Origin of the sequence: Halobacillus sp. B29 (assembly GCF_052246755.1) — a bacterium.
GTDB classification, from domain to species: domain Bacteria; phylum Bacillota; class Bacilli; order Bacillales; family Halobacillaceae; genus Halobacillus; species Halobacillus halophilus.
The window spans coordinates 140672-153731 of record NZ_JBQQCM010000007.1; the positions used below are offsets into that span (position 1 = coordinate 140672).

Below are 13060 nucleotides of genomic sequence, written 5' to 3' on the forward strand. Positions count from 1 at the left end.
GCAATGGAGGAAAAAATATAATGAGCAAGGAATTTATGCCGTCAACGATTAGCGAAACCGATGACTCTGACTCGAGTAGTGACAGTCCCTCTACTCAGAAGCCACACCATTGTATCCAGCCAATCTACTTCATTAAGGTGGTAGATGGCTTATGTTAATAGCTACACTGACTTTGCTGCTTGGCATCATCGTGATTCTCGCCATCATAGCTGCAAACGGTTATTTTGTCGCCCAGGAGTTTGCGTACATGTCTGTCGACCGCTCCCGGTTAGGCGCATTGGCCGACCAGGGCAATAGTGCAGCTAAACGTGCATTGGCGGTCACAAAGCGGACCTCATTTATGCTTTCTGGAGCTCAACTGGGTATCACGGTTACAGGCCTGCTGATTGGGTACGTGGCCGAGCCTCTTGTGGGGAGGAGTTTGGGCGTGCTGCTCGATGGGGTGGGTGTGCCTGCCGCGGTCAGCATCTCGGTCGGTACTGTGCTGGCTTTGAGTGTGTCGACAGTTGTACAGATGATCTTTGGTGAGTTGTATCCTAAGAACCTCGCTATTTCCAATCCTGAACCATTGGCTCTCAGACTTGCCCATTCAACGAATATTTACCTTACGATTTTTGGCTGGTTAATTAAGGTTTTTGACCAGGCAGCCAATAAATTCCTGAGGATGCTAAAAATCGAGCCCGTCCATGACATCGATAGTAGTGCCACCGCTCGTGACCTGGAGCACATTGTGGCCGACTCCCGTGAAAGTGGTGATCTGCCCAAAAATCTGTCCATCGTACTGGATCGGATTCTTGACTTTCCGCAGCGTGACGTCGAGCACGCCATGACACCGCGATCTCATGCAGATACTGTGGAGCCGGATATTTCCATCGGTGAGGTGCGGTACTTGATGGCTAAGGAACATACCCGTTATCCGGTTATTAATTCCGACGAAGAACCAATTGGTGTTGTGCATCTTGTCGATGTACTGGCTTCATCTTCAACTGACGATAAACCTGTCACTTCGATTATGAGAACGCCGCTCGTAGTCCCCACCGTAATGTCGCTGCCGGAGGCACGAATGCGTATGAGTCAGTCAAAAAACGACCTCGCTTGTGTGATCGATGAGTATGGCGGCTTTACTGGAATATTGACATTGGAAGACTTGGCTGAAGAAGTGGTCGGTGAAATTTCAGATGAGCACGACAGCGAACTGCCTGCCGTCGTTGAACCTGAAGGAGAGGACTCATGGCAAATAAGCGGAGATGTTCACGTCGATGAGGCCGAGCGCGAAATCGGTTATTATCTGCCGCGAGGTGATTATGAAACGGTAGCTGGAATGCTTATTGCCCATTGTGGTAATCTCCCGGCTGTCAGTGAAACAGTCACGGTCGAACTTCCAGGGGACCCGGCTGACCTCGTTCATGAGGATCCCGTCCGCCGTTACTTAGTGGCGCGGATAATGGAGGTAGACAGATGGGTCCCGACCTTGATCCACCTGACAATAGATGAATCACAAAAGGATGTTGGGCATGAACCGACTAAGGAGGGGAAATCATGACTAACCCCTTGATTATAATATTAGTGACAACAGTAATTATTTCACTAAGTGCGTTTTTCGTTATCGTTGAATTTGCGCTGCTTGGAGCCCGGCGTCATCGACTCGAAGAAGCAGCGGTCACCAGCCGTGGCGCCCGAGCTGCATTGCGATCAGTAAATGAACTTACAGTCATGCTCGCAGGGGCACAGCTGGGAATTACGGTATGTACATTCGCCCTCGGTGCAGTGACTAAACCAGCGGTTGATGATTGGTTTTCACCGCTATTCGCTGAGGTGGGGCTTCCATACTGGCTGGCCGATGGAACTTCTTTCTTTTTATCATTGCTGATTGTGACGTTCCTGCATCTCGTCGTTGGCGAAATGGCGCCGAAATCGTGGGCGATCGCGCACCCTGAGGCCTCGGCCATCATGGTCGGCTTGCCTTCCCGCATATTCATTCGGCTATTCCGGCCCCTGCTGTTATGGGTTAATAATATAGCCAATCGTCTCGTGAAGGCTTCGGGTGTGGAACCATCCGATACCGCTGCGATTGGTGGTCAGGATGCTGCGACCATCCGACACCTCGTGGAACATTCGGCTAATGTCGGTGCGCTGGACGCGTCCATCCGCAGGCCTATTTCAGGCGCTCTTGATTTGGAAACCTTACGGGTCGCCGACTTACTTCCAAAAGAAATATCTCCAACAGCGGTGGATTCAGATGCCACAGCCCTTGATGTCCAGAAAGCGACAGAACGTACCGGTCACAAACGCATCCTCGTTATGACAGAGGATGAAGAGCCCCCGGCAGTCCTTCATGTTCGTGATACTCTGCTTGAGCCGGCGGACCGGCCGGCAAGGGAACTTGCACGCCCTTCGTTCGTCCTGCACCCGAGTACACTTTTGCATGAAGCTCTTACAAGCATGCGACGGTCCAGTGAGCAGCTGGCCGTGGTTATGGATGGTTCTGAGTTCCTCGGCGTCATTACGACGAACGATGTCTTTCACAATGTGCTCCCTCGCATGAACGAGCACTAAAGTAGGAGACTTCCTCTCGAATAGATATCCAAGTCGATCAGGAAGAAAATCATATAGCAAAAAGCATTGGATTTGGACATATACATGTCCTATCTATATTCGTTAAATGAAGAATAGAAAAGAAGCTGGTCTCCCCCCCTTGAGATCAGCTTCTTTTTCGTTTGAGTGAAGATACTGGAATTTTAAGCAGGGTAAGAAAGCAAAGTCGAACGGTCGAAACTCTGTTTTTTTATCCTGTCATTCTTTTTAAAATAGAGTTACTATAGTGGAGGAATAAAAATAGAAGTGCTCCATCTGGCATTTTTAGAAAGAAGGATTCACGTTGTTCAAAGACAAAGCCATCATCATACCCATACAAATTGCCATGTTATATCTGATTTATCTAGCCGGCGTAGGCATTCAGAACCTGTTTAACCTCTTCATCCCCGGCAGTGTGATCGGCCTCTTAATCCTGTTTACGTTACTATCTTTAAAACTGGTGCCGGAATGGATTCTGCAACAGGGAGTCTCCTTCATGGTCAGGCACCTGCCTTTCTTTTTCATACCGGCGACGGTTGGAATCATTAGCTATGCGTACGTATTTAAAGGAAAAGGCATACTGCTGATTGTGATTGGTCTCTTCAGTACGGCGCTCGTCATGGCGCTGGCCGGACGGGTCACCCAGTGGATGGTGAAAAGGAGGGAAGAAGCATGAATGCTACGCTTGTGGCTTTATTTATGATTGTGTTCACGATTGCTGCTTATATCGGGTCTCTCCAACTTTACCGGAAGCACCGCCGCATCTACACGACCCCAGTAATTGTGGCAACACTTGTGATCATCGTGTTTCTGGTGCTTTTTAATATTCCTTATGATACGTATATGACGGGCGGGAAGTGGGTTGATCGTCTGTTAGGTCCGGCGGTGGTGGCGCTCGCTTATCCGCTCTATCAGCACAGGGAGATTTTGAGAAAAATGCTTGTACCTATCATGACGGGGACTACGATCGGAGCGGTTGTCGGTATCAGCTCTGGTCTTTTACTTAGTAAATGGGCCGGCTTCAGCAATCAGATTATTTATTCGATTGTGCCTAAATCGGTCACGACACCAGTTGCGATGTCGATCTCCGAATCCACTGGCGGCGTGATGCCGCTCACCGCCGTATTCGTGATGATCGCCGGGATCGGCGGGATGCTGATTCATCCCCTCGTCATGCGTTACAGTGGTCTGACCCACCGGATTGGCCGGGGCGTCGGGATGGGCAGTGCTTCCCACGCAATCGGCACGGCGGCTTCGATGGAACGGGATACGCTGGAAGGCTCGATCAGTACGGTAGCAATGATCCTGAGTGCGGTGATTGTCTCGATTATTGCGCCGGGACTGACGCTGTTGCTGTTGTAATAAAAAAGAAAGCTCTGATCCATTAAGGGTCAGAGCTTTCTTAGTGGTATTGGGGCAAGGATTAATCGTCTATGACAGCCTTTCCTTGTGCACGTAACTCATGAATAGAGGTAACCATGTGATTGATTTCTTCCTCAGAATGTCTTTCCCATGAACCTAGCTCAGCTACAATTTTCAAAGGTGATTTCGACCTGTAAGAGCGTGTAGGATTACCAGGGAATTTTTTGTCCGTTACGTTCGGGTCATTTTCAAAATCGCCTACTGGTTCTACCATGTAGATTCTTTCCTGAGATGAAGAGGAGGCTAATTCAGCGCCCCATTTGGCAGCTTCCAGCGAGGCCGTAAAATAAATGTAGTTCGATTTCTTGTCCTGGTAATTGGAGCGGTATTGCGGTTTTAACAGCTCTCCAATTTTTAGTTCTGCTTTTGTACCGTGAAAGAAGGGACCAGGGTCTAAGACATCTTTTTTCCCATTCAAATGAATACACCTCTCCGGGTTTAGACTTGTATATAACAGTATAGATCAGGGTCCATAGAAAGAGTAGTCTATAATTTACGGCCAGCTCGCGGTATAATGGAAGTAGAAAGATGGGGGAAGCCCTATAAAGCGTTCAATTATAAGTGATTTTTCATAAAAAAGGGAACTCAAACTTATTGAGTTCCCTTTTGCTATAGGTTATTAGTTTTACAGAATGCCAACCGGAGATAATAGTGTGTAGATAATAATCATCGCAATGGTTACGGCAATTCCAACTGGATATAACAGCTTCCATGGCGTCATATCTACTTTGGATTTTTCTTCTAGATAGAAATCTTCGTTTCTTGGATAAAGTTTTCCGATGATTAACATTAGCGTTGCACATACAACGAACAATATACCCAGGATATGAAGGAAGTGTAAGCCAGTATCCCATACTAATTGCGTCGTTGCGTACGTCGAGATAAATACAAACAACGCGATCTTCGCTGCAATGGCAGGCACTCGTTTGGTCAGATAACCGACGATCATAATTGTGAAGATCGGCACGTTATAAAATCCATTGACCATCTGCAGGTATTGGAAAAACCCTTGTGGTACTAAGTCGATTAATGGCGCAATACTGATCGCGAATAAAGCAATGACCGTACCGACATATTTCCCTTTACGGACCACTTCTTTATCAGAAGCCTTTGGTTTGAAATAGGGCTTGTATATATTTAACGCAATCAATGTAACCGATGAGTTTAAAGCTGAGTTAAAGGAAGAAAGAATCGCTCCAAACAACACCGCAGCGAAAAAGCCTACTAAAGGTGTTGGCAGAATCTCATTGACCAGTCTTGGATAAGCATTGGTCGGTTCCATATCAGGACCAAACATATTGAAAGCGATGATCCCTGGTAAGATAAGAAAAATGGGTCCCAGCAATTTTAAGAAGGCCGCAATCAGGACGCCTTTTTGCCCTTCTTTTAAACTTTTAGCTGAAATGGCCCGCTGCATAATATGCTGAGCCGTACCCCAGTAGAACAGGTTCACAAGCAGCATCCCGGTAAACATGGTACTGAATGGGACGGGGCTGTCAGAATCACCAATGGAGTTCATCTTCTCCGGAGAATTTTCCAGAATCGTAGAGAAGCCGGCGCCAATAGAGCCATCGCCGAGGACGAATAAGCCGATAACCGGAATCATTAACCCGCCAAATAAAAGACCAATTCCATTAATCGAGTCGGAAACGGCAACCGCTTTCAAACCTCCGAAAATAGCGTAAATAGAGCCGACAATTCCTATAGCTAATACGGTTACATATAAAGAGGGGATCCTGCCGATGCCAAGCGCTTCGGGAATGTTGAACAATCCATTCATGGCAACGGCTCCGGAATATAAAATCGGCGGTAATAGATTTAATATATAGCCGAATAAGAATAGGATCGTGACGATCTGCTTGGTACCAAAATCATAGCGGTCTTCCAGAAAATCTGGAATCGTAGTAATGCCGCCTTTTAAGTATCTTGGTAACAGGAAAAAGGCCACGACGACGAGCGCAATAGCCGCTCCTACTTCCCACCCCATAACAGCAATGGTGTCGGAATACCCTTGAGCGTTAAGCCCGATTAATTGTTCCGTTGACAGGTTCGTTAGCATCAATGAACCTGCAATCGTCCATGCACCTAGACTCCTGCCTCCCAGGAAGTAACCATCCTGCGAATTCAAATCTTCTTTTCTCGTAATATAATAGGAAATTAAAGCAACTAAACCTGTGAAAAATAAAAACGATATAATCGTAAATGGATTCATATTTTTCTCTCCTTCTCATTAGGTGGGGACTTTCTTTTGGTCTACACAACCATGGAATCTGCATGTAAGACTTACGTAAAGGCGTGAGATGGTAGTCTATGTACCGAACAGATATTGAATGCGTTTACAAAGTAGTTTATAAAATAATTTAATTAATTATATGCTAAGGTAACATATGGAATCGTGTTATAAAAGACATAATGAAAATTTTGGTAAATTTCAAGTGTTTTATAGATAACTTCGTTAAATTACTTTATTTTTAGGGGGGAGGGAGTTCAATTGGAATACCTGGAAGCGTAATAAAGCATGCCATCACGAAAGATGTCCCGGATCGAGTTGTTGTAGGTGGAAATCCGGCTAAGGTTATTAGGGAGCTGGAGCGGTAAGGTTTGGAACTAACTGTTTAATCAAGATAGTGTAGGTTTGAAGAAAGGCATTTTGTTAGTGATTCTAATTGCTTCCCTAACGGTAGTAAGCGGCGTTCGACTGTAAAGCTGTATTTTTTTGTTCTAATATAAAAGGCTGAAGCATTTGTGAAATAATTCACAAATATGCCACAACTAACTCTGTTTAGATCACTAAATAGGGGTATAATAAAAGTGTAAAGAAGATAACAAACAACTAAACAACTTAGGTGGCTCAACCATCACGAGTTCGTTTCCAAACGAACAAAGAGACCGGCCAATTAAGGATGTGAAATCCTTTGAAAGGATGGAGAACAAACTTTGAATGGTCAGGTGCTCGATTAAACCTACAGTTCGTAGGTAACGTGAAGACTTTGTAAGAGGATGCTTCCCCCTTAAGGTAGATTAAGGATTAAGTATTCCAACACAGAGAACCACCTTAGCAAGTGCTTCATCTCTTCATTTAAATTTAGGAGAAATGGAGGAGAAATTGGACTTAACAGGAGGAGGAAACGGACTCTCCAAGGATTGTCCATCAAGCAAGTAGAAATTCAGAAGTGTTTAGAATCAAGGATGATTCTTACATGGTTGGGTCACCTAAGTTGTTTACCTTAGCCCTCTCACTCAGTGACAGGGCTTTTTATTTTGAATTTTTACATTTAACTCTTACTGAGGGGCAGCGTAAGGGAATTACAAATTTACAGCCACCCCATTATCCTAAAGTGCTTTATTTCTTTTCTAAAATTACATCTTACCTCTTCTAATTTTTCCTTCATATATTCGATAAACCTTTTAATAGCCTCTAAAAAATTATTCTTACCGGATTCTTTCTTTCCGATCAGTGCAGTAACTTTTGGCTCTGCAGATAAATAGTTCTCCTTTATCAACATTTAAAGAGCCAAATTTAAAAAACGATTGCAAAACGACACCAGTGTCGCTATAATATAAAGTATCAAAACGACACGAATGTCTTTTTAGGGAGAGGGGCACGTACATGAAGCGTTTATTAAAGAACAAAGGGTATATCACCTTGATGTCCGCCCAGGCCATTTCCAGCATTGGCGACTGGCTCAGCATCGTCGCCATCATTTCGCTGGTCGGCTTGAAATGGGAAGCTTCACCGCTTGAGGTTTCGTTCGTATTCTTATGCTTAGCGGTACCGATGGCGTTGTTTGGCCCTGCGGCCGGTATGGTAGCGGACCGTTTCAGCCGGAAAACGCTTATGATCGTATCGGATGTGGTCCGGGCAGGTTTGATTCTTCTTTTAACCGTGGCTTCATCGCTCTGGATGGTTTATGCCACGCTGCTCGCGGTCGGGATTTTTTCCTCGCTGTTCATTCCAGCGAAAAACGGAAAGTTGAAGGAAATCGTGGCAGAGGAAGATATGAAAGGGGCGATGTCGATCACCTCAATGATCGATTCGTCGACTAAGATTCTCGGTCCGCTTGTGAGTGGCTTACTTGTGACGGTATTCGGTGCCCAGCAGGTGTTCATGATCGACTCAGCCACCTTCGCGGTTTCGGCGGTGATCCTGCTGTTCATTCCGAACGCCGTCCATGATGAATTATCGAAAACGGAAGCTGAACAGGAGTCCTTCAAGAAGGAATTCGCGTTAGGATTTTCTTTTATCAAATCAAGCCGCTTCATGTTGTATGGTTTGGCCCTGGTGGGACTCAGCCTGTTGATCCTGCAGGCTGCCGATTCACAACTGATCGTGCTGATTAGGGAATTGACCTATGCCTCTCCTGATTTATTCGGGTACCTTGTGACTGGGTCTGGTCTCGGGATGTTCACGGCTGGCTTTTTACTAACGAAAAAAACTGACTATAATCCTTATCCACTCATGCTTCTTGGCGTTTGTGGGATCGGCGCGAGCTTTGGCATGATGGGTGTCCTTGCCCATTACGACCTTGGTTATTCCATCCTCTGGGGGCCAGGACTCGGATTCACGGCCGGCTTCTCAGCGAGCCTGATTTTCGTCCCTTTCCAGGCGACCGTCCAAGTACACACGCCTGTCCATATGACGGGCCGCGTGTTCGGCGTTCTCAACAGCGTGATGACAACGGCGACGATCATTGGTCCGCTGCTTGGAGGGTGGATCGCGACGATCATCGGAGTGGTTCCGACGTTTACGATTACGGCGAGCCTTCTCGTCCTGGTATCACTGATTGGATTTTTGACAAAACGAAAAGTAGAGCGAGGGAATGCAGATGTCTCCACGAGTAAGCAAAGAGCACCTGAAGCAACGACGAGCTGATATTATGGAGGCCGCAACCAGCGTTTTTATCGAGCATGGTTATGAACATACGACGATGAAGCACGTCATGGAAGCCGCCAATGTCAGCCGGGGCGGGCTTTACCAATACTTTGCTAATAAAGAGGATCTGTTCGAAGCGATTCTTGAAGAAGGACTTAGTCAGGAAGCGGAAGAGGCAGATTTTTCTCTTGAAGAATCAGTATCTCAGCACTGGACCCTACTCATGGAGCTGATGTTCGGAGAAGTTGGAAGTCCTGATGCGAATATGGACCCGCTCGCCCCGAGCAAGCTCGAATTCTTTATCACCGGCCGCAACGATGAACGCCGTCGCACCTATGGGGAGAAGCGGTATGAGATAGGACTGAGCATTTACGACGAAATCATTAAAGCCGGTCAGGAAGCCGGAGAGTTCAGCGACCGCTATGATAGCGAGTTGTTAGCGAGATCGATTATTACGTTTGTAGATGGTCTGGCGCTTGACCATGCCATTCTGCCTGAGGAAAAGGTGAGAGTGAAGGAGCAGTCGGAGTTGTTTGTCGAGTATTTAAAGATGGCGCTGGATGTATCCTCCTCTTCATGAGGGGGATTTTTATTTGGGCTTGTGGGTATTTGCTTACAGGCCGCTTCCATTTAGGACAAATATAGTAAGGAAACTTTTGCAGATGGAGAACGTGAAAAAGGACTTTTACCCAATAAAAGCGAACCTATCTAAGTACAAATAAATATCCAGGAGGAATTTTTATGCGTTTAGGTGCTTTTTCTATAAGTTTAAGTGTGAAAGACATTCATACATCGAAAGCCTTTTATGAAAAGCTGGGATTTGAAGTATTCGGGGGTGACATTACGCAAAATTGGCTGATGATGAAGAATGAAAACAGTGTCATTGGTCTGTTTCAGGGAATGTTTGAAGACAACATCATAACGTTCAATCCTGGCTGGAATCAGAATGCCGAAGATGTGAATCCATTTACAGATGTGCGGGAAATCCAGAAGCATCTTAAGGAACACGGAGTGAACCTGGTATCTGAAGCTGACGAAACGACGGAGGGGCCGGAAAACATTACTATGGTAGACCCTGATGGGAACCCGATCCTGATCGATCAGCACAGATAGGTTGGTAGATGCAAAGGACATCCGTGTGGAACACAATGGGAGTTGGGGGACTTCAGGAGTTTATGGGAACTCAAAATCAGTTAATGGAGGCTTTCGACCTTATTCTTTGAACCTGTCGGGGCATGTAGAATAATTCCTCCATAAATTGTTTTTAGTTTTTCATTTGTCTAATGACTTAATGGACGGGACGACAACGACGAGAGATATGTAGTTCTTTTAGATCTGTTCAGCATGAGTCATAGGTCACCTCCTTATCATTGGACATAAACAAAGCCCTTCCTATAAAAGGAGAGGGCTATTTCAATTGTTTTTTTTCTTTCTTGAGAGTACGGACCAGGCCAATCATAGTAACGATTCCAAGTACAAAAAGTAATCTTGATGAATCATCGATGCCGAAGGACAAAAGGGAAATTAGAAAGAAAGCTGCAATCCCTATAGACACATAGGACATGAATATCTTTCCGAATTTCTTTTGAAATAAAAGAAATACACTAAGAAATATTAAGAAACCAACTAACTCGATCATTAACAACAACGTATCATCCTCCGTTCTTATTATCGTTTATATGCATAGGCTTTAGGCGGAGCCCATCTAAAGACCATAAGTGAACCATGATAACTTCTATTATCTCTTAATTGGGTATATAGTTTTCCTATTATCGTTATATTTTCACTCAAATACAAATAGATATATTCTTCTTTTAATTCACAATTCCTCCTTTTATTTACAAAAAAGAGGGGGAGTCGTGAGTCAAAATGGTCATTATAAACGAGCGTAGGTGAAAAGTTTTACTTTCGTAAAGGTTAGGGTTCTTCAGGTGAGCAACGGAAATAGCAGCCCGCATGTTTCCATCCTTCTTCATCCTTCTTAACCTATGATACGTGTTTCGGTTGTCTACAAAACTATAGGTCTAGCCCATTTGGACAAGACCACTGTTAAGAGTAGCGGGAAATAAACAGTCTATGAATTAATCAACCATTTCCTCATCTACAAGATCCCCCTCCATTGTGTATATATTTTCAGGGCAGGGGCTTTAACTTTTTTCTCGATTCGACCATCTCCACAAATTTTAAGAAAGTGGATGTTCACTACGTTTTAAAAGCAGACCGTCAGAGCCTTTTGGCAATCATTAAAGCATTCTAATTAGAACCGTGCTCCACTGCTTATCCACACATTGAATGTCCGGTTTTATGACTCCATTCCACCTTGCCTCCTACTGATCTCCCCAGGCAAAAAGGATTGAAAAAGTATAGAATGAGTTAAAAAGGTCACAGTTACGGGGGGGAGAAAATACCAGCCATTATGTTCATTGGGATTGTCCAGTGAGAGTAGCAGCTGAAATCTGGGACTGGAAAAACGTGAGATAATGGTGCTTGCGGCATTTAAACGAGGGTCTCAGGAGCTGAATAGTGTGAACGGTTCTTCCTTCGATCACCCATGTTTATTTCATTTTTTAAAAGGGAAATTGGCAGATGTATTATAGGAAGATTTACACGGAGAAAAAGAGGGAGAAGTACACCTAATGAAGCAAATGAGACAAATCGTTTTCATTCTACTACTCGGCATTACATTTTATCTGACGTTATTTAGCGAGCAGCCCTTTCCGATCAGGGTATCGGCCGCCGCTGTTTATATAGTAATCATAGTATCTGTCTGTTATGTACTGATTTTGGAAAATCGTTCGCCCCACAAAACACTATTATGGCTCTATTCGATCCTATTTTTCCCGGTGGTGGGTTACGTTTTCTTTGTCTATTCAGGTCAATTACAGGTCAGAGGACATTTATTCGAAAGTAAAAGAGAGGATAACCAAAGGTATTTAGATTCTTCTATCGATAAAAACACATCTAGTGGCTGGAATCAGCTGACCAGTGAAGAGCAGTTTATTTCCAATAGAATCGAAGCGGAATCAGGCTTTCCGATTAGTTTCTCTTCTGAAGTATCCGTCTTAAAAGATGGGGACGAGACGTTTCCTGCTATTAAAGAACGTTTGCAGGAAGCTAAAGAATATATTCACATGGAGTATTATACCTTTCGTGATGACCAGATTGGCCAGGAGATTATCGATATTCTGAAGGAAAAAGCGGAACAGGGTCTTGAGGTTAAGGTCATTTTTGATGCGGCCGGCAGTATTGGAATGTCGGGGAATGCGAAGCGCAGCATGAAAAAAGCCGGTGTCGAAATGGCTTGTTTTCATTCTATAACAAGTGGATTCTTCACTCAGAAGATTAATTTCCGCACCCATCGGAAAATTATTGTAGTCGATGGCGACACTGCGTTTGTCGGCGGCCTAAATATCGGTGATGAATATCTTGGACGACATCCTAAAATCGGTTTCTGGCGGGATACGCACCTGAAAGTAAAAGGAGAATCCATACGAAGTCTCCAGACGATTTTCATGATTGACTGGTCCTATTTGAAAAATGAGACCCTGGGTCTGGATACGTACACGCCTGTTCAGAATAAGGAGGAGTACTCTGGCGGGGTACAGATACTGGGCAGTGGTCCTGACGCCAATCAGGGCATGATCGCGGAGCTTTATTTCGATATGATTGCGACCGCTAAGCATTCTGTGTGGATCGCTACGCCTTACTTCGTGCCGGATAAGGACATTCGTACGGCCCTGTCCATGGCGGCGAAGAAAGGGGTCGAGGTTAAATTGATGGTGCCCGAGATCAGTGATGGTTATTTACCGAAATATGCCACCCGGTCTTATTTTGCTCAATTCCTCAATAAAGGAATTGAGATTTATCAGTATCAAAAAGGGTTTATGCACCAGAAAATTATGATTGTAGATGGTCGGTCTGCGTCAATCGGGACGGCTAACGTCGATTTTAGAAGCCTGAATTTAAATTTCGAAGTGAATGCCTTTTTATTCCGGACTTCAAGCGTGCAGAGTCTGATCGATAACTATAAACATGATATGGAGAACAGCCATAAAGTGGATGCAGAAGCTTTTCAAAATAGAGGGGTCCTTGTTCGAACCAAGGAATCTTTTGCCCGTTTATTTTCACCTGCTTTGTAGTAGTGGCATAGATAATATGAAAAGAGCTTCCATGAAAGTGGAAGCTCTTTTT

General features: G+C 44.8%; 11 protein-coding genes. 8 read left to right on the plus strand and 3 right to left on the minus strand.

Features of this window, described 5'->3' with window-relative positions; genetic code table 11:
* Positions 1-151: 151 nt before the first annotated feature.
* The 4 genes from ACTWP7_RS10920 (at position 152) to ACTWP7_RS10935 (ending at position 3936) form a co-directional block, all read left to right on the plus strand.
* On the plus strand, positions 152-1543 hold the full coding sequence (locus ACTWP7_RS10920) for a hemolysin family protein (protein WP_443123197.1): 1392 nt from the start codon (positions 152-154) through the stop codon (positions 1541-1543).
* On the plus strand, positions 1540-2556 hold the full coding sequence (locus tag ACTWP7_RS10925; RefSeq protein ID WP_443123198.1) for a CNNM domain-containing protein: 1017 nt from the start codon (positions 1540-1542) through the stop codon (positions 2554-2556). Before ACTWP7_RS10920 ends, ACTWP7_RS10925 begins: the two co-directional genes overlap by 4 nt.
* A 364-nt stretch (positions 2557-2920) precedes the next feature.
* Complete coding sequence (locus tag ACTWP7_RS10930) at positions 2921-3250, plus strand: CidA/LrgA family protein (protein WP_443123199.1); 330 nt, start codon at positions 2921-2923, stop codon at positions 3248-3250.
* Entirely contained in the window at positions 3247-3936 is a 690-nt protein-coding gene (locus ACTWP7_RS10935) for an LrgB family protein (RefSeq protein ID WP_443123200.1), read from the plus strand. The genes ACTWP7_RS10930 and ACTWP7_RS10935 overlap by 4 nt, the downstream gene beginning before the upstream one ends.
* Before the next feature lie 61 nt (positions 3937-3997).
* On the opposite strand, the gene arr is transcribed toward ACTWP7_RS10935, so the two are convergent.
* Positions 3998-4414: an NAD(+)--rifampin ADP-ribosyltransferase gene (arr, locus tag ACTWP7_RS10940; RefSeq protein WP_014645271.1), complete on the minus strand. Its 417-nt coding sequence runs from the start codon at positions 4412-4414 to the stop codon at positions 3998-4000.
* A gap of 207 nt (positions 4415-4621) precedes the next feature.
* Positions 4622-6208 carry a solute:sodium symporter family transporter gene (locus tag ACTWP7_RS10945; protein ID WP_014645270.1) on the minus strand — a complete coding sequence of 529 codons (1587 nt, stop codon included), beginning with the start codon at positions 6206-6208 and terminating at the stop codon, positions 4622-4624.
* 1398 nt (positions 6209-7606) lie between these two features.
* Here ACTWP7_RS10945 and ACTWP7_RS10950 point away from each other — a divergent pair.
* The 3 genes from ACTWP7_RS10950 to ACTWP7_RS10960 all read left to right on the plus strand — a co-directional run bounded on the left by ACTWP7_RS10950 (position 7607) and on the right by ACTWP7_RS10960 (position 9982).
* On the plus strand, positions 7607-8869 hold the full coding sequence (locus ACTWP7_RS10950; protein ID WP_443123201.1) for an MFS transporter: 1263 nt from the start codon (positions 7607-7609) through the stop codon (positions 8867-8869).
* Positions 8823-9449: a TetR/AcrR family transcriptional regulator gene (locus tag ACTWP7_RS10955; RefSeq protein WP_443123202.1), complete on the plus strand. Its 627-nt coding sequence runs from the start codon at positions 8823-8825 to the stop codon at positions 9447-9449. Before ACTWP7_RS10950 ends, ACTWP7_RS10955 begins: the two co-directional genes overlap by 47 nt.
* Before the next feature lie 161 nt (positions 9450-9610).
* A complete protein-coding gene (locus tag ACTWP7_RS10960; protein ID WP_014645264.1) occupies positions 9611-9982 on the plus strand; it encodes a VOC family protein in 372 nt (123 codons plus the stop codon).
* A gap of 295 nt (positions 9983-10277) precedes the next feature.
* Here the strand turns inward: ACTWP7_RS10960 and ACTWP7_RS10965 are convergent, their stop codons facing one another.
* The gene (locus tag ACTWP7_RS10965; protein WP_443123203.1) at positions 10278-10517 is read right to left on the minus strand and encodes a hypothetical protein; all 240 of its coding nucleotides are present in this window, start codon (positions 10515-10517) and stop codon (positions 10278-10280) included.
* Positions 10518-11505: 988 nt separating this feature from the next.
* Here ACTWP7_RS10965 and cls point away from each other — a divergent pair.
* Positions 11506-13008, plus strand: coding sequence for a cardiolipin synthase (cls, locus tag ACTWP7_RS10970; protein WP_443123204.1), 1503 nt, complete (start codon positions 11506-11508; stop codon positions 13006-13008).
* Positions 13009-13060 lie beyond the last annotated feature (52 nt).

What these genes read in the sequence shown, in the direction of transcription:
- cls (WP_443123204.1), top strand. Translation starts at nt 11,506, where the DNA reads ATGAAGCAAATGAGACAAATCGTTTTCATTCTACTACTCGGCATTACA.
- ACTWP7_RS10925 (WP_443123198.1), top strand. Translation starts at nt 1,540, where the DNA reads ATGACTAACCCCTTGATTATAATATTAGTGACAACAGTAATTATTTCA.
- ACTWP7_RS10945 (WP_014645270.1), bottom strand. Translation starts at nt 6,208, where the DNA reads ATGAATCCATTTACGATTATATCGTTTTTATTTTTCACAGGTTTAGTT.
- ACTWP7_RS10960 (WP_014645264.1), top strand. Translation starts at nt 9,611, where the DNA reads ATGCGTTTAGGTGCTTTTTCTATAAGTTTAAGTGTGAAAGACATTCAT.
- ACTWP7_RS10930 (WP_443123199.1), top strand. Translation starts at nt 2,921, where the DNA reads ATGTTATATCTGATTTATCTAGCCGGCGTAGGCATTCAGAACCTGTTT.
- ACTWP7_RS10955 (WP_443123202.1), top strand. Translation starts at nt 8,823, where the DNA reads ATGTCTCCACGAGTAAGCAAAGAGCACCTGAAGCAACGACGAGCTGAT.
- ACTWP7_RS10935 (WP_443123200.1), top strand. Translation starts at nt 3,247, where the DNA reads ATGAATGCTACGCTTGTGGCTTTATTTATGATTGTGTTCACGATTGCT.
- ACTWP7_RS10920 (WP_443123197.1), top strand. Translation starts at nt 152, where the DNA reads ATGTTAATAGCTACACTGACTTTGCTGCTTGGCATCATCGTGATTCTC.
- ACTWP7_RS10950 (WP_443123201.1), top strand. Translation starts at nt 7,607, where the DNA reads ATGAAGCGTTTATTAAAGAACAAAGGGTATATCACCTTGATGTCCGCC.